The sequence below is a fragment of the Agarivorans sp. 2_MG-2023 genome (genome assembly GCF_030548085.1).
Classification (GTDB): Bacteria; Pseudomonadota; Gammaproteobacteria; order Enterobacterales; family Celerinatantimonadaceae; genus Agarivorans.
This window is the reverse complement of the sequence record NZ_JAUORQ010000008.1, coordinates 201,591-227,055: the sequence shown is the minus strand read 5'-3', so window position 1 is coordinate 227,055 and position 25,465 is coordinate 201,591. Positions and strand designations below refer to the sequence as shown.

The following is a 25,465-nucleotide window of genomic DNA, read 5'->3' as shown; positions in this document are numbered from 1 at the left end:
TATTCTTTTCTCACTATACAGTATTTAAACAAGCGTTTAATTTTGTAAGGAAGCAAGATGACCAGTTCACGACAGCAAAAGTGGCGACAAGCCATCGCCGATACTTTCATTAATCAAATGCCGTTTAATCAGTTACTTGGCATTGAGCTTGTTGAATACAGTGCGTCTGGAGTAAAGCTAAATTTGCCTATGGACCCTAAGTTAGTAGGCAATCCCATTCATGGCATCTTGCACGGTGGGGTTACTGCAACTATTTTGGATGTAGCAGGTGGAATGACGGCTGCAGCGGCTGCGATCAACCGCTTAGAAGATTTATCTAGCAAAGAATTATCGGCTCGAATCAGCAAAACCGGCACCATCGATTTACGCATTGACTACTTGCGCCCCGGTATTGGTGAGGTATTTTATGCCTCTGCAGAAGTAATACGTTCCGGTAACAAAGTCACGGTGACTCGTATGGAGCTACATAATCAAGAGGGTACTCACATTGCCTTTGGCACCGGCACTTACTTGGTTGGCTAGCCACGTTTAGTTGCCATTTAAACTGTAATTTCTGCGTCAACTTTCAAGTATTTCACCCAGTTATAGCTATACTTGAACAAGCTAATCTACTGCAACATAGGGCTTGCAAAGTCATGAGTACAACTCTCAGTTCTCCCCAGTTAATCAAAACCTTAGATGCACTATTGTTAGAAGCACAGCAACTCGCAAGTAGCTTAGAACATGAGGATTTGGAACTATGGTTAGAACACGAGTTAAATGGATACGGTGACTTTGCTCACTTCCCTGATTACCGAATTGTTGAATGTAAGCAATTAGGTATATTTGTAAAACCCCAACAAGAGCTGCAACACTTTGAGCAAATTCATGATGATTGCTTAAACGAACGCGATCGCTGCCGAGTGCGTTATTTACATATTCAAGAGCCACTTTTAGAGTGCTTAAACAAGCAAGATGAAATTCAGCGCCCTTGGCCTTTGCGCATACTCGCCAGTTACGCCAACGATATTATTCCTGGGTATAGTTGTGTTCGAGCTTGGCAAAGTTACCATGAGCCACTAAACGATCGCTTTATTCATGGTGTGCTGGGACACCTACTGCACCTGCTACTTGAAGAGCCAGTGGCTAATACGCCCAAAATACTTAAACAACTCGGTACTCTTTGTCAGCAAGACTCAGCCCTTTTTGAGATTTGGCAAAAGCTATACTGCGAAACTTCGTCAGCAGTGTAATAAGCGGAAACTAGGCTGATTACAGCCTTTTATTATATGGCTGCTTAGCTAATCGCCTGCTACACTACTCTGACTTTTCTCCCTTTTTCCTTTTTTATGCCTAATCAAACCGCTAAACACGGCGTTATATTTGCTCTCGCCGCGTACATTATGTGGGGAATTGCTCCCGTCTATTTTAAAAGCCTGACCGAGGTGCCCGCTTACGAGATTTTGGCGCATCGAGTGGTGTGGTCCTGTTTATTTATCACTGTATTGCTGGGTGTGGGTAAGCAATGGTCGGCGGTAAGTGCGGTGATTAAACGCCCTAAACAGTTAGCGACCTTGGCGTTAACCTCGGTACTTATTGGCATTAACTGGTTAATTTTTATTTGGGCAGTTAACAACGACCGGATGTTAGATGCCAGCTTGGGTTACTACATCAACCCTTTATTTAACGTGATATTAGGCATGCTGTTTTTGGGCGAGCGCTTTCGTCGTGCCCAATGGGCAGCCATTGGCTTAGCTTTAATCGGTGTATTAATTCAGGTTATTAGCTATGGTTCTTTACCTTGGATAGCCATGAGTTTAGCGGTAAGTTTTGGTATATACGGCTTGTTGCGGAAAAAGGTTAACCTGGGTGCGCTACCGGGTTTATTTGTAGAAACCCTGTGGTTATTGCCGCTAGCTGCCGCTTATTTATGGATATTTGCTGATTCGCCCACCAGTCACTTAACCCATAACAGCACAGGCCTTAACGTGTTGTTACTGAGCGCAGGCATAGTTACCACCTTGCCGCTACTGTGCTTTGCTGCCGCAGCTACCCGCTTACGGTTATCCACCATTGGTTTTTTCCAGTACATCGGCCCATCATTGATGTTTATGTTAGCCACCAGCGTTTACGGTGAAGAGCTAGAACCGATGAAACTTCTCACCTTTGCCTTTATTTGGGTGGGTTTAGGGGTATTTACTTGGGATGCCTTACGTAACCAGCGCAAACAACGCCAACAAAAAAAAGCAGCCCAGTAGGCTGCTTTTACTTTGTTTCTCTTTAGCGCTTAGATCTTTTCTAATCGCGCATAAGCCAATACCAACCACTTAGCGCCGGCTTCTTCGAATTGCACTTGTACGCGGCTTTGCTGACCAGAGCCTTCGTAATTAAGCACAATGCCTGCGCCAAACTTAGGATGAGAGACCCGCTGGCCAAGGTTAAAGCCACTATCATCAAAGGCAGCTTGCTGAATTTGATGAGAAAAACGCCCTTGTTGCACTGGCCTGCTTACTGCGGTGTTCAAACGAATCTCATCTAAACATTCGCTCGGTAACTCACGTAAAAAACGAGAAGGAGCGTGAAAGACTTCTTTGCCCCACAAGCGACGGCTTTCGGCGTGGCATAAATACAACTTTTGCATGGCGCGGGTCATGCCCACATAACAAAGGCGACGCTCTTCTTCTAAACGACCCGACTCCTCGGCTGATTGCTGACTAGGGAACATGCCCTCTTCCACCCCCACCAAAAAGACCACTGGAAACTCCAAACCTTTAGCGCTGTGCAAAGTCATCAGTTGCACTGCAGCTTCGTCAGCCTCCGCTTGATTATCACCGGCCTCTAAAGCCGCATGAGAGAGAAACGCCACTAAAGGAGACAGATCTTGGTCTTCTTCCATTTGAGTAAACTGCTGAGTCGCAGTGACCAGTTCGTCTAAGTTTTCTACACGCGCTTGGGCTTTTTCGCCTTTTTCCGCTTGGTACATAGCTAAAAGGCCAGAGCCTTTAATCACGTAGTCGGTTTGCTCACCTAACGCCATCTCTTGGGTTTGCTGCTTTAATTGGCCGAGCAACTCAATAAACTGCTTCACTGCGTTAGCCGCACGACCCGACAAGGCATTTTGCTGTAAACAATAATCAACCGCTTGCCATAAACTAAGTTGCTGCTCTCGAGCGGCTTGGCGCAATAACTCAATGGTGCGCTGGCCAATACCACGAGTAGGAGTGTTTACTACTCGCTCAAACGAGGCATCGTCATGTGGATTACTGATTAAGCGCAGGTAAGCCAGAGCATCTTTGATTTCTTGGCGCTCGAAGAAACGCAGGCCGCCGTAAATTCGATAGGCTAAACGCTCTTGCATCAAAGCTTCTTCCAAAACCCGCGACTGCGCATTGTTTCGGTACAGAATGGCACAATCCGCTAGGCTGGCACCTTGTTCTTCAACTCGCTGCTGAATACGCGCGACCACAAAGCGGGCTTCGTCAATATCGTTAAAGGCGGTATAGATAGAGATCAACTCGCCTTCTTTGTCGTCGGTCCACAGGCTTTTGCCCATGCGCCCTTGGTTGTTTTCGATTAACTGATTAGACGCCTTAAGAATATTGGCACTACTACGGTAATTTTGTTCGAGCAAGATGGTGTTTACTTTAGGCACATCTAACTCAAAGCTTTGAATATTTTCAATCTTCGCGCCACGCCAACCATAAATAGATTGGTCATCATCGCCGACGATAGTGATATTATTCTGATCGGTAACCAACATGCGTAGCCAAGCGTATTGAATGGTGTTGGTATCTTGAAATTCGTCTACCAGAATATGTCGAAAACGCTGCTGATAGTGCTGCAGAATATGCGGTTGTTTTAGCCACAACTCGTGGGCGCGCAATAATAACTCGGCAAAATCGACCAAACCGGAACGATCACATGCCTGCTGGTAAGCCTGGTAAATTTCTAATTGCTGACGCTCAATCGGATTATTGCTGTAATCAACATGCTCGGCGCGTTGGCCTTCATCTTTGCGCGCATTGATATACCACTGAACTTGCTTGGCTGGCCACTGTTTCTCGTCTAAATTCATCGCTTTAATTAAGCGACGCAACAGCCGGTATTGGTCGTCGGAGTCAATAATTTGAAAGTCGTCAGGCAGGCCAGCATCTCGACTATGAGCGCGTAATAAGCGATGCGCCAAGGAGTGAAACGTCCCCATCCACATGCCTTGGAAACGGTTGCCCACTAACTTTTCTACCCGCGTGCGCATTTCGGCTGCAGCTTTGTTGGTAAAAGTCACCGACAAAATAGATAACGGCGAAACGTTCTCTACCTGCATTAACCAGGCAATACGGTGCACCAATACGCGCGTTTTACCACTACCGGCACCGGCCAGTAACAACATATTGCTTGGGGGAGCAGCTACGGCTTCGCGCTGCTTATCATTGAGGCCGTCTAACAGCTCAGAAATATCCATGGTGCTCTCTTGAGGGGTAAAAACACCTGTATATTATAACAGGTGTTGCAGTTGTGCCAGCTGGCTTATTTCGATATCGGGCAAGGCTTGCAGTTTTCGCGCTTGTTGGCTGTGTTGATTGAGCCAGATAGAGCGGTAGCCCGCTTTAGCAGCACCAGCCACATCAGTCACACAATGGTCACCCACATGGGCTATCTGGTGCGGCACCAACTCTAAGACCTGGCTGGCATATAAATACATATCGGCGGCAGGTTTAGCCTTAAATACCCCGCCAGCCTTGAGCTCTAACTCAAACACCCCAGCTAAACCAATTTTATCAATATCTACGTTACCGTTGGTAATCGCCACTAAACGATAACGCGTTTTGAGTTTTTGCAGCAAATCCAAGCTTGCCTCAGGAACCGTAAAGTCACTGCGCACAGCTAAAAACTGCTGGAAAATTTGCTCTGCTTTATGTTGCGCTTCAGTACTCGGCATACCATGTTCTACAAACGCTAAACTCAACCAAGCAACCCGACAAGCGCTAACGTCACCCTTTAGTTCAGGGTGCTTTTTAATGATACGGCGTTTATAACTTTGCCATTGGCCAGTGGTTAAATGTGCAACCGCGTGCACCTCAGTTTTTAAGTGATTGATTAACCACTGCTCGGCTCGATGAATATAAGGCCAGTTGTCGTATAAGGTATCGTCTAAATCAAAAGATAGCGCCTGAACAGGTGACCAACTTCGGTAAAAAATCATGCTTTAGCTCGCTTAAGATTTACGTTTTGCTCGCGGGTGCGCCGCGTCATAGGTGGTGGCTAGGTGAGCAAAATCAAGGTGAGTATACACTTGAGTGGTAGACAAGTTTGCGTGGCCTAGCAGCTCTTGCACAACACGTAAGTCACCACTGCTTTCAAGCAAGTGAGTAGCAAAAGAGTGGCGTAATTTGTGCGGATGAAGGGTTGCCGTAAGTTGCATTTGTTGTGCCCAATGTTGCAAGCGCTTCTGCACAGTACGGTGGCTAATACGCTGTTGGCGAACACTCACAAACAAGGCAGGTTCTTCTTCATCCATTACTAATAAACGGCGCTGCTTAAGCCAATGTTTTAACGCTGTTGCGGCCTTACTGCCAAAAGGCACCCAGCGCTGCTTGTTACCTTTACCGGTAACAATAATTTGCTGCTGTTCAAAATTGATGTCTGCAACATTTAAGTCCACCAACTCGGCCAAGCGAATGCCACTGGCATAGAGCAGCTCCATCATCGCCAAATCACGGCTGCTTACCAAGTCGTCACCTTCCATCGATAGCAATTGATTAAGCGAGTCTACATCTAGGTTCTTAGGTAAGGGTTTGCTTTGTTTCGGCGCAGCGACACCAGCAACGGGATTAAAACTCACTTTTTGTTGCTGAAGTAGGTAGTTGAAGAAACTACGCAAGGCTGAGAGTTTATTCGCCATAGAACGGGCCGACAAACCGCTGGTTTTAAGTTTGAGTAAAACACTTCTGATATGTGCGGTTTCTACCTGCTGCCAAGCCTGGCAACCTAAACCATTAAGAAGTTTAAGCTGTTGTAATAAGCTACGTTGGTAGGAGCTAATAGTGGCAGGGCTATAGCGTCGCTCCACCTCTAAATAATGGAGAAACAGCTCTATATCATCCTGCATGGGAAGCCTTTATTGCTCAGCGTTTAACGGAACAAGGCGCAATAGCAAACTGTTAATCACTTGGCATAACTGGGTTAGCAGTAAGCTGTCCATACCAGCCACATAGTGGTCGGCATCGCGACTAGCGGCAATAAAAAAGCCGAGTTCAGCGTTAATACCCAGAGGCATCAATGCTACCGAAGCAATGTCGTCAGTATTATCAAATAATACCGCTAACTCACCCTTAGACATACGGCCAAAATAATGCGGTTGCTGGCTAAGGCGAGTGACTCTGATTCGCTCGATTTGCTCATGCTCTAAACCGTATTCTTCTGGCAATTCTTCAAGATTGAACAACTTTTGGCTTAAGCGCATTGATACACACTCGACACCTAAGTCATCCACTAAAGCGCGACTTAAACGGTGTTGTAATTCAGCAAAAGAATCACAGGCCATTAAGTCAGGTAGCAGATCAACGTATACGTGATAAATGCGCTCATTGAGACTAGCGACTGTCATCAGATCAGTAATTTCTTGTTCTAAACTGAGTACTTTATCGCGCAAGCGTTGTACTTGGAGTTCAACTAACGAAACCGCACCTTTTTCTTTGTGCGGTAAACGTAGCTGTTTAATTAAACTGGGATGGCGGGCAAAAAAATCGGGGTTGTCGAGCAAGAACTCGACCACCAAGCTTTCATCTATTAACAGCGGTTGCGAAAGATCGAACTCACTCATATATGCACCTGACCATCAAAAACCATTGTAGCTGGGCCGGTCATTTTCACCGGTTTTCCTTCGCCAGCCCATTGAATTTGTAAACGCCCACCGGGCAAATCTACATTCACTGTCTCGGCAAGCTTGCCTTGTTGGCGACCCACCACCATAGCGGCACATGCACCCGTGCCACAAGCAAGGGTTTCGCCTACACCGCGTTCAAATACCCGCAGCTTAATATTTTTATCATCGATTATTTGGCTAAAACCCACGTTAACTTTTTGCGGGAAGCGATCATGTTTCTCTAAGCTTTTACCTAAGGTTTCTAATGGCGCTTGGCTAACATCATCAACTTCAAGTACGCAATGCGGGTTGCCCATAGACACCACACCCGCAAATACCGTTTGTTCATCATTACGAAGAATATAGGTTTTTTCGGCCTTTTTAGCACGAAACGGGACTTTACTCGGTTCAAACTCCGGCACCCCCATATTCACGGTCACTTGTCCGTCATTCTCTACGTGCAAAACGATGTTGCCAGACTTGGTGCTTACCCCAATATTGCGTTTATTGGTTAGCCCTTTGTTCACCACAAAGCGGGCAAAGCAACGTGCGCCATTACCGCATTGTTCTACTTCACTGCCATCGGCATTAAAAATACGGTAATGAAAATCTAGATCAGGATCGTAGGGCGGCTCCACCACCAAAAATTGATCGAAACCAATACCAAAGTTGCGATCAGCCAAGCGACTAATCACTTCTTGGTTAAAAAACACATTTTGGGTGACATTGTCGATAACCACAAAGTCGTTCCCCAAGCCGTGCATTTTAGTAAAGTTTACTAACATTGGCTTATCCTTCAGGCAGCAGCGTTTCGCCGGCCCAAAGAGACACTAAAGGTTCGCGTTTGCGTACCAAGTGAGCTTTTTCGCCATCTACCATTATCTCAGCCGCTCGGCAGCGAGAGTTGTAGTTAGAGCTCATAGTAAAGCCATATGCTCCTGCTGAACGCACCGCAATATAATCGCCTTGCTCAATCGCCAACTCGCGGTCTTTACCTAAAAAGTCACCGGTTTCACACACGGGGCCTACAACATCATAATTGGTGCTGCTTAGTTCTGGTCGCTTTATCACTGGCACAATACGCTGCCATGCGCTGTATAAGGCCGGACGTAATAAATCGTTCATTGCGGCATCAACAATGGCGAAATTTTTACTTTCCGACATTTTCAAAAACTCTACTTTTGATACCAAAATGCCAGCATTAGCCATAATCGCGCGGCCCGGTTCGAATAATAATTTCAGTTGACGATCGCCTAATCGCTCAGCTAATGCGCTCGCGTATTCGGCAGGTTCTGGCGGTGTTTCATCATCGTAGTTCACACCCAAGCCGCCACCCACATCGAGGTGCTCGATAACAATGCCTTGTTCGGCAAGTTGATCGATTAAAGCCAGTAACTTATCAATCGCCTCTACAAAAGGGGCTATCTCGGTAAGTTGTGAGCCGATATGGCAATCTAAGCCCACTACTTTCAAACCTTTAAGGCTAGTGGCATAAGCATAAGCTTGTGGAGCACGCTCAATCGCGATACCAAATTTGTTTTCTTTAAGGCCAGTAGAGATATAAGGATGCGTACCCGCGTCAATATCAGGGTTAATGCGCAGAGAAATGGGCGCTACTTTACCTAAGCGTTGAGCAACACTACTAATGCGATCGAGCTCAGGCTCAGACTCAACATTAAAACAGTAAATACCATGATTAAGCGCATCGGCTATTTCGGCTTCGGTTTTTGCTACGCCAGAAAACACCACTTTAGCCGGATCACCGCCAGCTTCTATCACCCGTGCTAGTTCACCACCCGAGACAATATCAAAGCCCGAGCCCATACGCGCCATCACGTTTAACACAGCCAAATTGGAGTTGGCTTTAACGGCATAACAGATCAAATGTGGACGCTCACCGGCGGCATTGTCAAAGGCTTTCCAATGACGTTCGATGGTGGCACGAGAATATACGTACAGAGGCGTACCGTGGGTATGTGCTAAATCAGCTACCGAGCATTGTTCAGCGTTTAATTGCTCGTTTTGATAACTAAAAAAATCCAATGATCTGTCCTTTATTGTGTTGCGTTGCTTACTCGCTTGGAGTTACTTGCTCGGGGGCGCTCTCTGGCGCGGCTTGCGGGTGAGTAAGCGGTCCTTTTTGACCGCAGGCACTAAGCCCGATGCTAAGCAAAATAACGGCGATTGCTTGTTTGTTCATGATTAAGCCATGATTCTTTTTTGAATGCCCTCTATAATCCGCATTCGAAGCAAGAAAAGCAATAGGATAGGATGATTGTGATGAATGATAGCCAATATCACCAATTGGTAGACCAAGCCTTTGAACGTATCGAACAAACCATGGACAGTGACGACTTCGATATTGAGTGTGATGTTAACGGCGGGGTACTCAATTTAGAGTTCGAAAACCGCAGTAAAATGGTGATAAACAAACAAGAGCCTTTGCATCAGCTTTGGTTAGCCACTAAATTTGGTGGTTTCCATTTCGAATGGCATGAAACTGAACAGCAGTGGATTTGTAATAGAAGTGGTGTGGAGTTTTGGTCGTTCTTGGTGGAATCAATCACCAAGCAAAGTGGCGAACAGTTAAGCTTTGATTAAGCGCTAGCTACTGCGGTAAGACTCAACTTGCCATTGGCCTTCGATAGCAACAATGTCGTAGAACTGTGGCAAGTTAAAGTTTATCACTTCATGGCGAGTTCCATATTGCTCACGTGAAGAGGTGTAGAAGCGATTAATGCCCTGCACCAGCTCTTCTTTACTGCCTTCAAAGTCTTGATACATTTCAATGCGGTTGTGTTCATCTACGATATAGATGTTAAAACCGTTCTCTAGGTTCTCGAAGAAGTACTGCACTAAACCTTCACTGGCATGCGCTTCTACAACGTTAGGCACTTTTTTGGTATTGCCGGCATTTAACTGCAAGGGCAAGCGCTGTAACTTATTATTAGAAAGCTGGCGGTAAAACTCTACGCCGTTCTCCAGTTTCTTAACCGATACGCCACGATCTTCAATAAACAAACCGTATTTGTCGCTGCCCAATACAATGGTTTTAACAATGCGTTTATCTAAAGGTTGTAAGCGGCTTTTTATACTCTCTACCAATAACTGCTTAAAGTTAGCCCCAATTTGTTCGCGCAGGTTTTCGGCATAACAAAATACATCGATATGCTCAGGGATATTGGCGTCACGGTGCATTTTGCCCAAAATAGTAGTCAATGCATCTACCACGGCGCTATCACCGGAAAAGTGCAGAGTCCGAATTTCATTCCAAGTATTGCGATACACTAAGTCTACCGAGCCAACTAAACAATCTGAGTCGCGGCCAAAGCTAAATACATCGGTAGAGATAGCATCAAACTCAATCACCTTCCCGCCCCAGTTGGAGGTAGGATCTTTCTCTAAATTGATGAAGACACCCAAGTGACGAATTTCGCAGGGGCGAGTGAGGGCTAAGTTACTGGCGGCATCTACGTTCACCGGAAAGGCACGGCGTAAATCTTCGGCAAATTGGTTTAAGGTTTCGAGATGTAAGTCGCCATTATGTCGATGCAAACTTAGTTGAGTTTGGTCGGTTTTAAGCTGATTGAAATAGCTCCACGCCACCAATTTAGACACATAAGTAGCATGTTCTAAGGGCGGTTGACCAACAATGGCTAAACCCGTTAACGGCTGCTTATAGATATACCAACCTTCGGCGGTGCTACGGCCTTTTTCTACGTGAATAAAGCTTAAGTTTGGTTCAGATAAATCGGGTGATATCTGCGGGTTAATCAGCGTGACTTTGCCCGGCAAGCTTTCAAACGCCGCATATAACTTACGCGACAATATACCAATGTCTTCCGGGTTGATGGATTCACTAATGTCGTTACGACGCGCAAAACGAATCAAGTTTCGATAGCTCAACATTAAGGCGTCGAGTAATTCACTGTGCGCTTGGCGTACGTCTTGTACCTTCCAGGCTCTACGTAAATTAAGGTGCTCAATTTTTTGTTGAGGCCATTTCCACTGTTTTACAAGCTTCGCCATAAAACGCTGTTGCCAAGTTAGCGAGCGAACATCTAACAAGTCGCTCGGCAATGGGCTACATTCGCAATTTTTTAGATAAAAGCAGCGACGTACCAAATCGAGTCGCGCGTGATCTTCTATCGACTCAAGATACTGGGTCACTTTGCTCAGCATTAAGTAATAGGCATCTTGCTCTAAGCCAAACTCTTGGCCCTGTTGCATTAAGCGCTTGGCTTCTACCGCCAGTAAACTCGGTTTTGGATAATCGGCCGAGTAGGCTTCCATTAACATGGTTTTAAGCACCGCTTTGTACGGGGAATCAATACCCTTGTACAACTGCCACAAACCCGAGCCAAAATACTCTTCCGCAGGAATGGTGTCTAAGCCACCTAAATCTAACCATTGCTCATGGTTAAATACGCCTAACTCAAACTGCTGTTGTACAAAGCTATCGTAGCTTTGCTCTAACTCACTAGGCACTGCAAACCACACCAGCTGCTTACCTGCAAGCGGCAAGGCGGTACGGTAAAACTCGTCGAGCAATAATAAATGTTGGGCACTGCCGCAATTATCTTTAGATAACTCGCTAATTGAGCCCGTTTTAAACTGATTTTCTTCTACCATGAAGAAATTCAGCTCTACCCCTTGGTGGGCAGCCCAAGAGCTAATTTGCTCACACTTTTCGGTGAGTAAGGCCACTCGCTCGCAGGCGAGATCGGTATCGTGACATACCCAAACATCTAAATCAGAAGATTCGGTTTGTCCTACCGTGGCCGTGCTACCCATAGAGTAAAGGCCCAAAATCTCACATTGTTTAGGTTGCTCAGGGCTACACAAAAAGTGTTGTTGCAAATAGATAGCATGACGAGCACTAGGCTCAAACTGGCATACGCCGCTAGGTACGTCACCTTCAATAAATCCAGGTATGCAAGGGTGCGAATAATGCAACATCGATGGCAGCAGTTCAAAAACCTGCTGCACAGCGGCAGGCATGGTTTGTAATGCCAACTGCTTACGGTGTTGATTAGTTCGAGTAGCCTTCTCCAGTAGAGAGGCAATAGTATCTTGCAAAGTTTGGGTTACCTGGCGCTCTAAGCGTTATTATTGAATGTAATTTAGATATCACTAAAGTGTGATCATCTTAACAGTTAGTATAATAGTGGTAAACAGATACGCACACTTTTAGTGCGTATATTTTATACAAACTAGAAACACTAAGACCTAAGCTAAAACAAAGTTTTACTTAATAGCTGGCTGGTAATGCTTACTTGGGCAAAAAACTAACTGGTGATACTATCCGAAGACCAAATTAAGAGGTAAGTGTCTGTGAAGAAAGTGAGAATTGCGACTCGCAAGAGTCCATTAGCTATGTGGCAAGCCCATTTTGTAAAGGCCGAATTAGAACGCCATCATCCAGATCTCATCGTCGAATTGCTTCCCATGAGTACCCGCGGTGACAAAATCCTCGACACGCCGTTAGCAAAAATTGGCGGTAAAGGGCTATTCATTAAAGAACTCGAAGTGGCAATGTTAGAAGATCTTGCCGACATCGCGGTGCATTCGATGAAAGATGTACCGATGGAATTCCCCGAAGGTTTAGGTTTGCACTGCATTTGTGAACGCGAAGATCCTCGCGATGCCTTTGTAAGTAATCGATACTCGAATATTGATGCCTTGCCACAAGGCGCAGTAGTGGGAACCTCAAGCCTACGTCGCCAATGCCAACTAAAAGCGCAGCGCCCAGACATAACCATTAAAGATTTACGTGGCAACGTGAATACTCGCCTGGCCAAATTAGATGCTGGCGAATTTGATGCCATTATTCTCGCCAGTGCAGGCTTACTGCGTTTAGAAATGGCTGAACGCATTCGCACTTATATTGCACCAGAGCAAATACTGCCTGCTGGCGGCCAAGGTGCAGTGGGTATTGAATGTCGAAGCAACGATCAAGCCTTACTGGAATTACTTAAACCTTTAAACCATAACGCGACCGCAGCACGAGTAGCAGCAGAGCGCGCCATGAACCGTCGCCTAGAAGGTGGATGCCAAGTTCCTATTGGCTGTTACGCCGAACTAGAAGGAGAGCAACTGTTTGTACGTGGCTTAGTCGGGGCAGTTGATGGCTCTAAAGTAATAGAAAAGCAAATTCGCGGTGCCAGTAGTGATGCTGAACAGCTAGGCTTGAACTTGGCTGAGCAATTATTGGATGCCGGCGCTGCGCCTATTTTACAGGCGGTTTATCAACAGCAGTAAGAGGATTATTGGTGCAGATACTTGTTACGCGGCCTCAGCCGCATAATCAACGTTGTGTAACAGCGCTAGAGGCGAAAGGCTTTAGCGTGAGTGCTGCGCCAATGCTTGAAATAAAACCAAGTGATGAACTCACATCACTGATACCGCGATTAGAACAAGCTACGTCTTCCACGCTTATTATTGCGGTGAGTCAATACGCAGTAGAGTCGTGCCAGCACCACCTCCAACAGCACGGCCTTACTTGGCCAAGCCATTGTCAGTATTTGGCTGTAGGTAAAGCAACGGCTGAGTGCTGGCAACAATATGGGGTAAACGCCTTAGTCCCCAGCCGTCAAGACAGCGAAGGCATGCTGCAGCTCATCGAATCTCAACTGAGTGGCATTCAGCAAGCGCATATTTTACGTGGCCAACATGGCCGAGAATGGCTCGCCGAACAGCTGAAAAGGCAACAAATTACCGTTAATTATCTCACCTGTTATCAACGCCATTTGCTCAATTATTCTTGGCAACAACTTGAACAATGGCGGTCACAGATCAACACTATTGTGGCTACTAGTGGTGAAATATTGAAACACCTAACTACCCTTATGAGTAAGTCACAGCAGTTGACTTGGCTTAAACAGACCACATTGTTGGTGCCGAGTGAGCGTTTGCTTGAGTATGCTAAAAGTTTGGGTTTTATGCACATAGTGTTGTGCGACGGCGCATCAGATAAGGCTTGTATCGACGCTTTGGCGCGAATACAGTCATCTGCAAGGAATGAAAATGACCAAAAATAAACAATCAGATAGTCAAACAAAGGCTACCAATCCTAGCGATTCTAACAGTGCTACAGAAACAACCACTGCCAGCGAGCCAGTTGCCAGTGCCCCAAAAAAACAACCGGCCGCTAAAACCGATAAAACGGCAAAGATTTTGGCCATTATAGCGATTATTCTCAGTATCAGTATCGCCATTGGTTTGTACTGGCATGGCCAACAATTTAGAGAACACGCTGATACTCAACTACAACTCTTAAAAACTAGCCTGCAAGCCAAAGAACAAAACTTACTGAGTGCACAAACCAACAACAAAAACCAACTCACTAACATTGAACAACAAGTGAGTGGTCAAAATCAGACCATGGCTGCCTTAAAAGCCCAGTTAGAACTTACCGAGCAGAATCGCAAAACCATCGAGCGTCAATTGGCGCTATTGAATATTAAAGACGCCAACCACTGGCGACTAAACGAAGCCAGCTACCTACTGCAATTGGCAGCCAATAAACTGTGGCTAGAGCAAGACCCAGCCACCGCCATCGCTTTGTTACTAGAAGCCGATAACAGTATTAATAATGCAGACGACCCTCATTTGTTGCCGTTGCGCCGAGCAATAAACAATGATGTGCAATTACTAAAAGGGGTGCCTTTAGTCGACAAAGAAGGTATCGCGTTTAGACTAGAAAGCATTTTGCAACAAGCTGAAAGCCTACAGTTGGCCGAGATTGAATTACCCGAGGTGGTAGAGCAACAAGACAATGACTTAAGTGCAGATAGTGCAGACTGGCAAGACAACCTAAGCAAAAGCTGGCGCAAATTTAGCGAAAACTTTATCACAGTACGCCGCCGTGACGGCCAAGTTGAAGCCTTAATTGAGCCTCAACATGCTTGGTATTTAAAAGAGAACCTTAAGCTACAACTACAGCAAGCCGAGCAAGCTTTATTCCGCTCACAGGGCGAACTGTTCAAAGCTAAGTTGCAACGAGCCGAGCAATGGGTGAGCGAGTTCTTTATTCAAAATACCCAAGCCCAAGCGATGGTTGAAGATTTAAAACAGCTCCAACAATTGGACATTGTAGATAAGCTACCCGAACAATTAAGCAGCTTAGGCGCTGCCGAACAAGCGATTAAAGAACGCCAACAACGGTTAATACCTTCACTTGAAGGAGCCGAATAATGTTTAAAATTCTGATTCTTCTAGTCTGTATTGCCATAGGCTTAGCCCTTGGCCCTCAGCTAGCGGGTAACAAAGGCTACGTACTGATAGCCTTTGATAACTACACCATAGAAATGTCGGTCACCAGCGCGCTATTCCTAAGCTTTATTTGCTTTTGTGTATTGCTACTAAGTTTATGGCTAGCCCGCTGGTTATGGCTAAGCTTTTCACGCAGTGGCGCATGGTGGGGACATCGCCGTAAGCAAAAAGCGATTAATCATACGCAGCAAGGCATGCTAGCGATGATGCGCGGTGATTATCAGCACGCAGAAAAGCTGGTAAGTAAAGCCGCTACGTATAGTGATGCGCCAGCGCTAAACTACTTAACGGCTGCAGAAGCGGCCCAAGAACAAGGGCAAGATAAAAAGCGTGATAAGTATTTAGAGCAAGCTACTCGACTTACTAATAACGATTCTGCGGTGTTAATCACTCAAGCACGCTTACAACTTAAACAGCAAAATTACAGTGCTGCACTATCTAGTATTGAGCAGCTACCACACGACAATTTGAAACAAGCAGCAATCAAGCGCATGCAAATGAGCATATTCCCCGCCCTGGGTTTATGGCAGCGTTATATCGATTTGTTACCGTTAGCAAACAAGGCGGGGTTAATCGATAACCAGCACTACCAAAGTGAGTTATCTGAAGCTTATAAAAATTTGTTCTTAGAGTTGGCCAATAGCCAAGGCTCTGATGCGGTAGCGACTCACTGGAATGGCATGCCGCGTAAGCAAAAGAAACAAATGACGATTGCCGCCGCCGCTTGCCGCGCCTTGATTACCTCGGGAGACAATGCAGCCGCTTACCAACTGCTGGGTGATTTGCTTAACCGAAATGCCGATAGCGAATTATTAGAAGTGGCTGCTGAGTTGAAGTTAAGCGATCCTCACCCACTGTTGCAGCAGTTAACGGGCTTAATTCGCAAACACCCGAATAATGCCGACTTGCTGTGTTTGATTGGTCAATTGCATAGCCAGCAGCAACAGTGGAGCGAAGCTAAAGAGCGCTTTAAACAAAGCATAAAGCTAGCACCAAACAGCCTGTGTTACCAAGGCTTAGCAGAAGTACACAGGCAGTTAGACGAGCCAGAGCAGGCGATTCACTACTACCGCCAAGCTCTAAGCAACTAATCCATAGTGCTGAACCAAGATCAAAAATGGCGAGCTCAGCTCGCCATTTTTATGTCAATTAACGCAGCCTTGCTTAAATAAATTCGTAAGCATCGCCATGCAGCTGAGCAAGTGGTAGACCTTGCTTGGTAAAGGCTGTACGCGCTACATCAGCCATTTCAAAACGACCAGCAATATAGACTTCCAAGCCACTCATATCAGCAAAATCTTCTAACACCGCTTCGTGCACTAAACCTTTTTTACCGGTCCACTGTGGCATAGCCTGCTCAAGTACCGGCACAAACTTAACTTGGTCTAGCTCTTCCCACTGATAAGCTAACTCGTGCAAATACAGCCCGCCTAAGTTACGGCCGCCCCAGTATAGGTAGATCTCTCGGTCTTGCTCTGAATCGATAATATGTTCAATGATGGATTTGGCGTAAGAGAAGCCCGTTCCACCCACCATAATCAAAATTGGACGCTGACTCTCTTCATTAAAACCAGCATGGCCAAATGGCATTTCAACTTCAATTTCGCCACTAGCTTGTAGCTTATCAATAACTTGACGAGCATAAGGGTTGCCCTCTGGCGCACCAATATGCAGCTCAAAAACATCACCTTGCTCAGGTGAACTAGCAAGCGAGAACGGACGTTTATCGTCTTCCGCCATAACAATTTGCAGGTATTGACCCGCCACAAAGTTTTCACTTTCCTGTGGCTGTAACTCAACATTAAATATGTCATCTAAAATCGGCGAGACCGATGCAACCTTACAACTAATGCGCTTCATACTTTCACCCTTCTAAACTTACACTCAAATCTGATTTTGCACTGGCTAAGCAAGCAACAAACCATCCTTCGGCTTGTTCTCTTTCACTTAACATTGGCGCCATTCCTTGGTAATCAATTTCGCCTGATGTACGTCGTGCCAAGCAACTGCAACATCCGCCCTGCTGACAACGATAAGGCCAGCTAATACCGTGAGACAAAGCTGCTTGTAAAATTGTTTGTTGCGGCTCTACAGTAAAAACTTTACCTGCAATACTAACCTGATAACAATTGGCCACTAGTCTATGCCCAATTGCGCCCAAATACTATCTACTCGCTGTTTCACTTCTGGTGCCATTTCAATTACTTCGCCCCATTCACGGTTAGTTTCACCTGGCCATTTATTAGTCGCATCCATTCCCATTTTTGAGCCCAAGCCTGATACAGGAGAGGCAAAATCTAGGTAATCAATGGGTGTATGGTCGATCAACGTAGTATCGCGCGATGGGTCCATGCGAGTGGTGATAGCCCATATTACATCCTGCCAAGAGCGCGCGTTGATATCATCATCACAAACAATCACAAACTTGGTATACATAAACTGTCTAAGGAAAGACCACACGCCTAACATCACCCGTTTGGCATGCCCTGGATATTGCTTTTTAATGGTGACAACGGCCATCCGGTACGAGCAACCTTCTGGCGGCAAGTAAAAATCAACAATCTCTGGAAACTGCTTTTGCAAAATAGGTACAAACACTTCGTTTAACGCTACCCCAAGCACAGCGGGCTCATCTGGCGGACGACCGGTATAAGTGCTGTGGTAAATAGGGTCTTTTCGCATGGTAATGTGAGTAATGGTAAATACCGGAAACTCATCCACTTCGTTGTAATAACCAGTGTGGTCACCATAGGGGCCTTCTGGCGCTGTTTCATTAGGCTCTAAATAGCCTTCGAGTACAATCTCGGCACTGGCCGGTACTTCTAAATCATTACTAACACATTGTACGGTTTCGGTTCTGCCGCCACGTAACAAACCTGCGAAAGCATATTCAGATAGCGTATCAGGCACTGGTGTTACCGCGCCTAATATAGTCGCAGGATCAGCGCCTAAAGCCACTGAAACCGGATACGGCTTACCCGGATTCAACTCCTGAAACTCACGAAAATCGATGGCCCCGCCACGATGCGATAGCCAGCGCATAATGAGTTTGTTCTTAGCTAACTTCTGCTGGCGATAAATCCCTAAGTTTTGGCGTTTTTTATAAGGACCACGAGTAATGGTTAAACCCCAAGTCACCAAAGGCGCCACATCGCCAGGCCAACAGTGTTGAATCGGCAGCTTATCTAAATCAACCTCATCACCGGTCCAAACAATTTCTTGGCAAGGCGCAGAACGCAGTTTTTTGGTGGGCATATTTAGAACTTGCTTAAAGATAGGCAGCTTTTCCCACAGTTCTTTCAAACCTTTGGGTGGCTCGGGCTCTTTTAAGTAAGACAGCCAAGTGCCTACTTCGCGTAACGCTGCAACTGATTCTTGCCCCATACCTAGTGCAACCCGCTCTGGCGTGCCAAATAGGTTTCCTAACACCGGCATGCTGTGGCCTTTCACATTTTCAAACAGCAGCGCCGGGCCGCCTGCTTTAAGGGTGCGGTCACATATCTCTGTCATCTCTAACTCGGTAGAGACTTCAAGGCTAATTCGCTTAAGCTCACCACGCTGCTCTAGCAAATCAATAAAATCTCTTAAGTCTTTATATTTCATTCTAATAACCTAATGATAGAACCGTAATGACTATTGAGACTGCATCTCAATCATTACCATGGCAGCCAACTCTTGATGTTCTGACTCTCGAAACTGCGCCAATATAAACTGTGCCGCTGGCGGATAATGCCGCCCTAAACGGGCGATAGCGCTATAAGAAAAATACAATAATTCGGGATTGTTTGCTGCGCCTTGCAACAAGCTAAATGCGCGCTCTGGCGATAATTGTTGAACCAACCACTCTAACAAAGACACGCTGTACTGATCCATGGGTAAACTTAAGACTTCAGCAATCGCCTCATCGCTACCAATACCCACCGCCAAAGACACCCTGACGTTGTTATCGGGAAAATACAAACGGTTTGGCATATGCTGTTTAACGTATTGCAGCTGCTCAACATTAAGTTGCGAAAACGCCCGCATGACATCTAACTGTTGAGCTAATAGTAAGGGATTATTTTTGCGGAAGATGAGCGACCATGAAAAATCGTCTCGCAGCAATTCACTAAGATAAGTTTGCGAACGTTCGGCTGAGGTTTTATTTAAAATAAGGCTGCGTGCTAAAGCTGGATAATCAAACGTGGGCCTAATCACCTCGTAACCATCAATCACCGCTGCTTGTCTAATTTTAGGGCGCTCAGAAGCTAACTCTAATAACCAGTTTTTTAGGGTTTGATCGGGAATATGATTGTTTTGGTGCAGATATAGCAAACTTTCAAACAACAGTGCTTCGCGGTCTTCCGGGCGCAAGTAGGGCAGTAAATCAATAATCCAAGCGGGTTGATTCTGCATTAGCGTATCAACACTGCGTTGCAGGATCATCAATGGAACATCTTGGTAAAGCGGTTGGGAAAGAGGATTAGGACCTTGCTGCTCAGCATGAACAGATAATTGAAAAAATAGCCCTAGTACTAGCAGTAAACGTTTCATCATCCAAAATGAAACTGGCCGAATTAACGGCCAGTTTTTTGTTTATTTCTTCTGTGCTTTCATCGCATTAAAGAATTCGTCATTGGTTTTGGTCATTGCCAATTTATCAATTAAGAATTCCATTGCGCCAGTTTCGTCCATTGGGTGAACAATCTTGCGTAAGATCCACATTTTCTGTAGTTCTTCGGCACTGGTAAGCAACTCTTCACGACGAGTACCTGAACGGTTGATGTCGATGGCTGGGTAAACACGTTTTTCTGCAATTTTACGGCTTAAGTGCAGTTCCATGTTACCGGTACCTTTAAACTCTTCGTAAATCACTTCGTCCATTTTAGAACCAGTATCTACAAGAGCAGTAGCAATAATAGTTAAGCTGCCACCTTCTTCAACATTTCGAGCAGCACCAAAGAATCGCTTCGGACGGTGCAATGCGTTCGCGTCTACACCACCGGTTAATACCTTGCCTGAAGAAGGAATAACGGTGTTATAAGCACGTGCCAATCGAGTGATTGAGTCAAGCAAGATGATCACATCTTTTTTGTGCTCAACCAGGCGCTTAGCTTTTTCAATAACCATTTCGGCTACTTGAACGTGGCGACTCGCTGGCTCATCAAAGGTAGAAGCAATAACTTCACCGCGAACCAAACGTTGCATCTCGGTCACTTCTTCTGGACGCTCATCGATCAGCAATACAATCAATTCACACTCAGGATGATTAAACGCCACATTTTGCGCAATATTTTGCAGCAACATGGTTTTACCGGCTTTTGGCGGAGCAACAATCAAACCACGTTGGCCTTTACCAATTGGCGAGGCTAAATCTAATACACGGGCAGTGATATCTTCAGTTGCACCGTTACCACGCTCCATACGCAAACGGTCGTTGGCGTGTAGCGGCGTTAAGTTTTCAAATAAGATTTTGTTGCGCGAGTTCTCTGGCTTGTCGTGGTTAACAATGCCAATTTTAAGCAAGGCAAAGTAACGCTCACCTTCTTTAGGTGGACGAATCTTACCTTCTACCGTGTCACCGGTACGCAGGTTGAAACGACGAATTTGACTTGGAGAAACGTAAATATCGTCGGGGCCCGCTAAGTAAGAACTGTCGGCACTACGCAAAAAGCCGAAGCCATCTTGCAAAATCTCCAGCACACCATGACCAAAAATGGCCTCACCGCTTTTAGCGTGAGCCTTTAAGATCGAGAAGATAATATCTTGCTTACGTAATCGGGCCAGATTTTCTAAGCCCATTGATTCGCCTAGCGTAATCAGTTCATGGACCGGGGTATTTTTTAGCTCAGTTAAATTCATAATGGTGAGTATTCAATTTTTATCGAAAGTAGGCTGACGGCAGCGTGAGTTAGGTAAAGTGGAGATGCTTACTCGACTGTTTAGTCGGCCAAGGGATAGCCTTTAATAACGGGCGTAGGAAAAATTCGAAAATAAAATTAGCACTAATGTGGAGAAAGATCCAGCAAAAGCAGGCAACGAATGTCGACCTGCTCACAATGTTACTATAGGTTCTCGTCCAAAAACGCAGTTAACTGTGCTTTTGATAAGGCGCCAACCTTAGTTGCGGCTACCTTGCCGTCTTTAAATAACAACAAAGTAGGAATACCGCGAATACCAAACTTAGGTGGTGTGCCTGCGTTTTGGTCGATATTTAGTTTGCCAACGATAACTTTACCGTCATATTCGTTAGCCACTTCGTCTAGGATAGGTGCAATCATTTTGCAAGGTCCACACCATTCAGCCCAGAAATCAACTAGTACTGGTGTGCTTGAATTAAGTACGTCTGCGTCGAAACTGTCGTCGCTTAGCTGAACTAACTTGTCGCTCATTTATTACTCCAAATATTCTATGCTATCTATATAGATAATTTACCTGACTATTTGAAAACATCCGACCAATGAATGCAAGCCCAAGCTCATTCCAAGGAAATCTAAGCTACTACCAAATAACATAAGTGACTTACGCGCGCATTTAACAAAGAATGCGTGCTGGTAGTGCCACTTAGCTGTGATATGCTTACGCAATGAGCAAAACACATTTAACTGAACTACGATTTGCCGAGTTAGGACTGCAAGATAAGGTATTAGAAGCCTTAGAGCAGCACGGCTATCACAATTGCACCCCGATCCAAGCCCAAAGCCTACCTATTTTAACCAAAGGTAAAGATATTGCAGGCCAAGCTCAAACCGGTACGGGGAAAACATTAGCCTTTTTAGTTGCCACGTTTAACCACTTGCTAACCACCGCAGTGCCTGAAACGCGTCAACAAAATCAACCTCGAGCAATCATTCTTGCTCCTACTCGCGAACTAGCGATTCAAATTCATAACGACGCCCGCTTACTAGCCAAAGCAACCGGCCTAAAATTAGGCTTGGTATATGGTGGTGAAGGCTACGCTAGTCAACGTGCAACTTTAGACGAAGGTGTCGATATTCTGATCGGCACAACTGGTCGAATGATTGACTACTTCAAACAAGGTGCTTTTAGCTTAAATAGCGTGCAAGCAATGGTATTGGATGAAGCCGATCGCATGTTCGATTTAGGTTTTATTAAAGATATTCGCTATTTAATGCGCCGCATGCCAGAACCTAAACTTCGCTTAAACATGCTGTTCTCTGCCACCTTATCTTTCAAAGTGAAAGAGCTTGCGTTCGAACACATGAACGAGCCAGAGCACGTGATTGTTGAACCGGAACAAATGACCGGCGCGCGCATTCAAGAAGAGCTATTTTACCCCTCTAACGATGACAAAATGGCGCTATTGCAAACGCTTATTGAAGAAGAATGGCCAGAGCGCGCGATTATTTTCGCCAATACCAAACACCGTTGTGAAGATATTTGGGGGCATTTAAGTGCCGACAAACACCGCGTTGGTTTATTGACTGGTGATATACCGCAGCGCAAACGTGTGCAAATTTTAGAACAATTTACTGAAGGTAAGATAGACGTACTAGTGGCCACCGATGTTGCCGCTCGTGGTTTACATATTCCTTCGGTGACTCATGTATTTAACTACGACCTACCTGACGATGCAGAAGACTATGTGCACCGTATTGGCCGTACTGGTCGTGCCGGTGCTAGCGGTCACGCCATTAGCCTAGCCTGTGAAGAATACGTATTTAACTTGCCAGCGATTGAAGAGTACATTAAACATCCGGTGCCTGTTAGCCAATACGATAGCGAAGCATTGATGCGTGATTTGCCAAAAGCACAACGTATTCATCGCGCTAAAAACACCAATAGCCGTAGTGGTAACCGTAGCAATAGTCGCGGTAACAGTGGTCATTCTAATCAGCGTCGCCACCGCCATTAAGCACTAAGCACAAGGAATACAGTGTCTAAAGTTTCACCCCTTTATGCAGCCATTGATTTAGGTTCCAACAGCTTCCACATGTTAATCGTGCGGGAGTTGAGTGGTAGCGTGCAAACCATTGCTAAAGTGAAACGTAAAGTGCGTTTAGCAGCAGGTTTAGATGCCAACGACAAACTTGACCATGCTGCCATGGTAAGAGGTTGGCAATGTTTAAGCCTGTTTGCCGAGCAACTACAAGATATTCCGGAAGCACAAATAAAAATAGTGGCCACCGCAACCTTACGCCGCGCCACTAATGCCGATGCTTTTTTAGTTCAAGCCGAAAAAATCCTCAATCACAAAATTCACATCATTAGCGGCGAAACCGAAGCTAAAATTATCTATCGTGGTGTAGCCCATACTAGTAGTGGTAGCGGTAAGCGTTTAGTGATTGATATTGGTGGAGCCAGCACCGAGTTGGTTGTGGGTGAGCAAAGCGAAACCTTATTGCTGAACAGCTTAGACATGGGTTGTGTAACCTGGCTAAAGCGTTTTTTCCAAACAGGGCTAAACGATGCGAACTTTGAAGTAGCGATCGATGCAGCCAAACAAGTCATTGACCCGGTACTCAGTGACTACCGCCGCCTCGGTTGGCAATCTAGCTTAGGGGCATCGGGCACTATTCAAGCCCTACTAGAGATTATAACCGCCCAAGGTTTAGACGAACGAATCACCTACTCAAAGCTGAAAACCATACAGCAGCAAGTTGTCGCTTGCGGCAGCTTAGATAAACTAGATATTCAGGGCTTAGCCGAAGAACGTAAACCGGTATTTGCGTCGGGTTTAGCAATCATTATTGCGCTATTCGAAAGTTTACAAATTGAAGGCTTAATCCTAGCTGGCGGAGCATTACGCGAGGGTTTGGTGTACGGCTTATTAAGCCAAAAAGAAACAAGCAGCGTAAGGGCTCGTACCGCCGAGAGCTTTGTAAAACGCCATCGCATTGATAAGCAACATGCAGAGCGAGTTGCTCAATGTGCGCTAGGCATGGCCCAGCAAATGAGTCCCGGTTTAAGCAATCGCGCCTTAAGTTTGTTGAAGTGGGCATCTATGTTCCACGAAGTAGGTTTGAACATTGAATTCAAAAAAGCGCCGCAACACGCCGCCTATATTATTGATCACTCAGACCTACCCGGCTTTACCAGCGCTCAAAAACACTTTGTCTCTAGTTTGTTGCTAAATCAGCGAGGAGATTGGCAAGCTGAATTGCTCGCCCAGCAACATGCTTTGAAAAAGCCCGAAGCCTTAGTACTCGCGCGCTTACTGCGCATTGCCATTATCGTATGCATGCGTCGCACTCAAGGTAGCGTACCTAAAATTACCGTGCTGCAGGCTGAAAATGATTGGCAACTATGCTTCCCGCCAACATGGAACGAACAACATCCATTGAGGGCGGCCGAGTTGGAACATGAAGCGAAAGTACAAAGCCAAGCAGGCTTTCCGCTAGCAATTATCGAGGCGCTTTGTTAAACGCCTATTTGGGAGTGGTTAATTCAATCACCACCCGTTTGCGATAGTTAAGTAAGTCGAAATCTTCTCGCCAATACTCCTCAATGAGCTTATCTAATAATCCGCTGTCTTCTGCTTTTTTTAAGGCTTCTTCGATGATTGGCGCAAGCTCTGGCTCTGAGCTACTCACGTAAAACTGAAAATCACGTTGATACTGTAAAACTAAATAGGGCTCTATGGCTAAGTAAGGGTGCTGCAGAGAATCGTTAACAATCTCGGTAAACCCTCTAGAGAAGTAATCAATCCCTCGTTTATGATTTGCCACCATTTTGTATAAACGGCGCCACTCTCCGTCTACTTCCACGGTTTTTAATTGGTTAGCTTGCCAAACTTTTACATCAAACCAGTTTTTACCAAAACCGCCAGTTTTATTAAGATCTCTAAATTCCTCTAAGCTTCGTACAAAACGATACGCATCGACTTCAGAACGAGGAACCAATAACAAGCGGTGGCCAATTAAACCGTTGGTTAAGCCCATATTAATAGCAACCAAGCTTGGATCTTGATTACGTTCTTCAGACGCCAACAACCACACAAGGCTTAGTTGGCCATTACGCAACATCGACTCTGCGCGCTTTTGCGGCAAATTAGATGAAGGCACATCAATCACCGGTGTATGACCCGCTTCAATAAGCGCTTGCTCAAGTAATTCATGGTAATAAATGTGTGAATCGTCTGAATATGCAGGTAGGCGTAATTCAACAGTAGCTGCGTATGCCTGAGCAGAGACCAAACATAAACCTGCCAAAAATTTCCACATAGCGTCTCTCCCTAGAGGCCGATGGCTTAATCACTAACACTGGCATTAAGCACTATTCTAACAGTAGCTCAAAATCACTATTTCTTGCTCAGCGAGTGAACAAAAAATAATTAATACCTCAAAGGTTTAGTGATTTAGTTCAGTTCGACAGCAATCAACCTAGTTAAAGTATGCTTTTATTCGC

General features: G+C 45.5%; 25 protein-coding genes. 10 read left to right on the top strand and 15 right to left on the bottom strand.

Annotated elements, in window-relative coordinates; translation table 11 throughout:
* Window positions 1-57: 57 nt before the first annotated feature.
* The 3 genes from Q4549_RS14105 (at window position 58) to rarD (ending at window position 2,237) form a co-directional block, all read left to right on the top strand.
* The gene (locus Q4549_RS14105) at window positions 58-522 is read left to right on the top strand and encodes a thioesterase family protein (protein ID WP_303552454.1); all 465 of its coding nucleotides are present in this window, start codon (window positions 58-60) and stop codon (window positions 520-522) included.
* A 113-nt stretch (window positions 523-635) separates the two neighbouring features.
* A complete protein-coding gene (locus Q4549_RS14100; RefSeq protein WP_303552455.1) occupies window positions 636-1,232 on the top strand; it encodes a hypothetical protein in 597 nt (198 codons plus the stop codon).
* Window positions 1,233-1,328: 96 nt separating this feature from the next.
* Window positions 1,329-2,237 (top strand): EamA family transporter RarD, encoded by a 909-nt coding sequence (gene rarD, locus Q4549_RS14095; protein ID WP_303552461.1) that lies wholly within the window; start codon window positions 1,329-1,331, stop codon window positions 2,235-2,237.
* 29 nt (window positions 2,238-2,266) lie between these two features.
* Here the strand turns inward: rarD and uvrD are convergent, their stop codons facing one another.
* From uvrD to Q4549_RS14060, 7 genes are read right to left on the bottom strand one after another with little or no spacing between them, the layout of a single operon-like run.
* Window positions 2,267-4,441, bottom strand: a complete 2,175-nt coding sequence (gene uvrD / locus Q4549_RS14090; protein WP_303552463.1) for a DNA helicase II — start codon at window positions 4,439-4,441, stop codon at window positions 2,267-2,269.
* A gap of 33 nt (window positions 4,442-4,474) precedes the next feature.
* Window positions 4,475-5,182: an HAD-IA family hydrolase gene (locus tag Q4549_RS14085; RefSeq protein WP_303552465.1), complete on the bottom strand. Its 708-nt coding sequence runs from the start codon at window positions 5,180-5,182 to the stop codon at window positions 4,475-4,477.
* Between the two features lie 12 nt (window positions 5,183-5,194).
* Window positions 5,195-6,088, bottom strand: coding sequence for a tyrosine recombinase XerC (gene xerC / locus Q4549_RS14080; protein ID WP_303552468.1), 894 nt, complete (start codon window positions 6,086-6,088; stop codon window positions 5,195-5,197).
* A 9-nt stretch (window positions 6,089-6,097) separates the two neighbouring features.
* Entirely contained in the window at window positions 6,098-6,802 is a 705-nt protein-coding gene (locus Q4549_RS14075; RefSeq protein ID WP_137674471.1) for a DUF484 family protein, read from the bottom strand.
* On the bottom strand, window positions 6,799-7,629 hold the full coding sequence (gene dapF, locus Q4549_RS14070) for a diaminopimelate epimerase (RefSeq protein ID WP_137674470.1): 831 nt from the start codon (window positions 7,627-7,629) through the stop codon (window positions 6,799-6,801). Before dapF ends, Q4549_RS14075 begins: the two co-directional genes overlap by 4 nt.
* 4 nt (window positions 7,630-7,633) lie before the next feature.
* Window positions 7,634-8,887 carry a diaminopimelate decarboxylase gene (gene lysA / locus Q4549_RS14065; protein ID WP_303552471.1) on the bottom strand — a complete coding sequence of 418 codons (1,254 nt, stop codon included), beginning with the start codon at window positions 8,885-8,887 and terminating at the stop codon, window positions 7,634-7,636.
* Window positions 8,888-8,915: 28 nt separating this feature from the next.
* Window positions 8,916-9,044 carry a lipoprotein gene (locus tag Q4549_RS14060; protein ID WP_137674468.1) on the bottom strand — a complete coding sequence of 43 codons (129 nt, stop codon included), beginning with the start codon at window positions 9,042-9,044 and terminating at the stop codon, window positions 8,916-8,918.
* An 80-nt stretch (window positions 9,045-9,124) separates the two neighbouring features.
* Here Q4549_RS14060 and cyaY point away from each other — a divergent pair, with 80 nt between their 5' ends.
* Entirely contained in the window at window positions 9,125-9,445 is a 321-nt protein-coding gene (gene cyaY / locus Q4549_RS14055) for an iron donor protein CyaY (RefSeq protein WP_303552474.1), read from the top strand.
* Window positions 9,446-9,448: 3 nt separating this feature from the next.
* Here the strand turns inward: cyaY and Q4549_RS14050 are convergent, their stop codons facing one another.
* On the bottom strand, window positions 9,449-11,923 hold the full coding sequence (locus Q4549_RS14050) for a class I adenylate cyclase (RefSeq protein WP_303513549.1): 2,475 nt from the start codon (window positions 11,921-11,923) through the stop codon (window positions 9,449-9,451).
* 249 nt (window positions 11,924-12,172) lie between these two features.
* Here Q4549_RS14050 and hemC point away from each other — a divergent pair, with 249 nt between their 5' ends.
* Genes hemC through Q4549_RS14030 form a run of 4 tightly spaced genes read left to right on the top strand, consistent with a single transcriptional unit; the run spans window position 12,173 to window position 16,209 of the window.
* Window positions 12,173-13,105, top strand: a complete 933-nt coding sequence (gene hemC, locus Q4549_RS14045) for a hydroxymethylbilane synthase (RefSeq protein ID WP_303552477.1) — start codon at window positions 12,173-12,175, stop codon at window positions 13,103-13,105.
* 11 nt (window positions 13,106-13,116) lie between these two features.
* On the top strand, window positions 13,117-13,884 hold the full coding sequence (locus Q4549_RS14040) for a uroporphyrinogen-III synthase (RefSeq protein WP_303552480.1): 768 nt from the start codon (window positions 13,117-13,119) through the stop codon (window positions 13,882-13,884).
* Window positions 13,871-15,040 (top strand): uroporphyrinogen-III C-methyltransferase, encoded by a 1,170-nt coding sequence (locus tag Q4549_RS14035; protein WP_303552483.1) that lies wholly within the window; start codon window positions 13,871-13,873, stop codon window positions 15,038-15,040. The genes Q4549_RS14040 and Q4549_RS14035 overlap by 14 nt, the downstream gene beginning before the upstream one ends.
* Entirely contained in the window at window positions 15,040-16,209 is a 1,170-nt protein-coding gene (locus Q4549_RS14030) for a heme biosynthesis HemY N-terminal domain-containing protein (RefSeq protein WP_303552485.1), read from the top strand. Before Q4549_RS14035 ends, Q4549_RS14030 begins: the two co-directional genes overlap by 1 nt.
* A 73-nt stretch (window positions 16,210-16,282) precedes the next feature.
* Here Q4549_RS14030 and fre read toward each other — a convergent pair whose 3' ends face one another.
* The 6 genes from fre to trxA all read right to left on the bottom strand — a co-directional run bounded on the left by fre (window position 16,283) and on the right by trxA (window position 21,489).
* Window positions 16,283-16,978: an NAD(P)H-flavin reductase gene (fre, locus tag Q4549_RS14025; protein ID WP_303552487.1), complete on the bottom strand. Its 696-nt coding sequence runs from the start codon at window positions 16,976-16,978 to the stop codon at window positions 16,283-16,285.
* 4 nt (window positions 16,979-16,982) lie between these two features.
* Entirely contained in the window at window positions 16,983-17,255 is a 273-nt protein-coding gene (locus tag Q4549_RS14020; protein WP_303552490.1) for a 2Fe-2S iron-sulfur cluster-binding protein, read from the bottom strand.
* Window positions 17,255-18,721, bottom strand: coding sequence for a 4-hydroxy-3-polyprenylbenzoate decarboxylase (ubiD, locus tag Q4549_RS14015; protein WP_303552493.1), 1,467 nt, complete (start codon window positions 18,719-18,721; stop codon window positions 17,255-17,257). The genes Q4549_RS14020 and ubiD overlap by 1 nt, the downstream gene beginning before the upstream one ends.
* A gap of 30 nt (window positions 18,722-18,751) precedes the next feature.
* Window positions 18,752-19,654, bottom strand: a complete 903-nt coding sequence (locus tag Q4549_RS14010; RefSeq protein ID WP_303552494.1) for a hypothetical protein — start codon at window positions 19,652-19,654, stop codon at window positions 18,752-18,754.
* 39 nt (window positions 19,655-19,693) lie between these two features.
* The gene (gene rho / locus Q4549_RS14005) at window positions 19,694-20,959 is read right to left on the bottom strand and encodes a transcription termination factor Rho (RefSeq protein ID WP_221075269.1); all 1,266 of its coding nucleotides are present in this window, start codon (window positions 20,957-20,959) and stop codon (window positions 19,694-19,696) included.
* Between the two features lie 203 nt (window positions 20,960-21,162).
* Window positions 21,163-21,489: a thioredoxin TrxA gene (gene trxA / locus Q4549_RS14000; RefSeq protein WP_303513518.1), complete on the bottom strand. Its 327-nt coding sequence runs from the start codon at window positions 21,487-21,489 to the stop codon at window positions 21,163-21,165.
* Window positions 21,490-21,683: 194 nt separating this feature from the next.
* Here trxA and rhlB point away from each other — a divergent pair, with 194 nt between their 5' ends.
* Together rhlB and gppA are read left to right on the top strand one after the other, a co-directional pair.
* Entirely contained in the window at window positions 21,684-22,973 is a 1,290-nt protein-coding gene (rhlB, locus tag Q4549_RS13995; RefSeq protein WP_303513516.1) for an ATP-dependent RNA helicase RhlB, read from the top strand.
* A gap of 21 nt (window positions 22,974-22,994) precedes the next feature.
* A complete protein-coding gene (gppA, locus tag Q4549_RS13990; RefSeq protein ID WP_303552496.1) occupies window positions 22,995-24,482 on the top strand; it encodes a guanosine-5'-triphosphate,3'-diphosphate diphosphatase in 1,488 nt (495 codons plus the stop codon).
* Window positions 24,483-24,486: 4 nt separating this feature from the next.
* Here the strand turns inward: gppA and Q4549_RS13985 are convergent, their stop codons facing one another.
* Window positions 24,487-25,281, bottom strand: a complete 795-nt coding sequence (locus Q4549_RS13985; protein ID WP_137674454.1) for a hypothetical protein — start codon at window positions 25,279-25,281, stop codon at window positions 24,487-24,489.
* Between the last annotated feature and the right edge of the window lie 184 nt (window positions 25,282-25,465).

Bases quoted from the DNA above. Each gene is read 5' to 3' on its own strand.
- Q4549_RS14105 (WP_303552454.1), top strand. From the start codon at position 58: ATGACCAGTTCACGACAGCAAAAGTGGCGACAAGCCATCGCCGATACT.
- Q4549_RS14100 (WP_303552455.1), top strand. From the start codon at position 636: ATGAGTACAACTCTCAGTTCTCCCCAGTTAATCAAAACCTTAGATGCA.
- rarD (WP_303552461.1), top strand. From the start codon at position 1,329: ATGCCTAATCAAACCGCTAAACACGGCGTTATATTTGCTCTCGCCGCG.
- uvrD (WP_303552463.1), bottom strand. From the start codon at position 4,441: ATGGATATTTCTGAGCTGTTAGACGGCCTCAATGATAAGCAGCGCGAA.
- Q4549_RS14085 (WP_303552465.1), bottom strand. From the start codon at position 5,182: ATGATTTTTTACCGAAGTTGGTCACCTGTTCAGGCGCTATCTTTTGAT.
- xerC (WP_303552468.1), bottom strand. From the start codon at position 6,088: ATGCAGGATGATATAGAGCTGTTTCTCCATTATTTAGAGGTGGAGCGA.
- Q4549_RS14075 (WP_137674471.1), bottom strand. From the start codon at position 6,802: ATGAGTGAGTTCGATCTTTCGCAACCGCTGTTAATAGATGAAAGCTTG.
- dapF (WP_137674470.1), bottom strand. From the start codon at position 7,629: ATGTTAGTAAACTTTACTAAAATGCACGGCTTGGGGAACGACTTTGTG.
- Q4549_RS14060 (WP_137674468.1), bottom strand. From the start codon at position 9,044: ATGAACAAACAAGCAATCGCCGTTATTTTGCTTAGCATCGGGCTTAGT.
- cyaY (WP_303552474.1), top strand. From the start codon at position 9,125: ATGAATGATAGCCAATATCACCAATTGGTAGACCAAGCCTTTGAACGT.
- Q4549_RS14035 (WP_303552483.1), top strand. From the start codon at position 13,871: ATGACCAAAAATAAACAATCAGATAGTCAAACAAAGGCTACCAATCCT.
- Q4549_RS14030 (WP_303552485.1), top strand. From the start codon at position 15,040: ATGTTTAAAATTCTGATTCTTCTAGTCTGTATTGCCATAGGCTTAGCC.
- fre (WP_303552487.1), bottom strand. From the start codon at position 16,978: ATGAAGCGCATTAGTTGTAAGGTTGCATCGGTCTCGCCGATTTTAGAT.
- ubiD (WP_303552493.1), bottom strand. From the start codon at position 18,721: ATGAAATATAAAGACTTAAGAGATTTTATTGATTTGCTAGAGCAGCGT.
- Q4549_RS14010 (WP_303552494.1), bottom strand. From the start codon at position 19,654: ATGATGAAACGTTTACTGCTAGTACTAGGGCTATTTTTTCAATTATCT.
- rho (WP_221075269.1), bottom strand. From the start codon at position 20,959: ATGAATTTAACTGAGCTAAAAAATACCCCGGTCCATGAACTGATTACG.
- trxA (WP_303513518.1), bottom strand. From the start codon at position 21,489: ATGAGCGACAAGTTAGTTCAGCTAAGCGACGACAGTTTCGACGCAGAC.
- rhlB (WP_303513516.1), top strand. From the start codon at position 21,684: ATGAGCAAAACACATTTAACTGAACTACGATTTGCCGAGTTAGGACTG.
- Q4549_RS13985 (WP_137674454.1), bottom strand. From the start codon at position 25,281: ATGTGGAAATTTTTGGCAGGTTTATGTTTGGTCTCTGCTCAGGCATAC.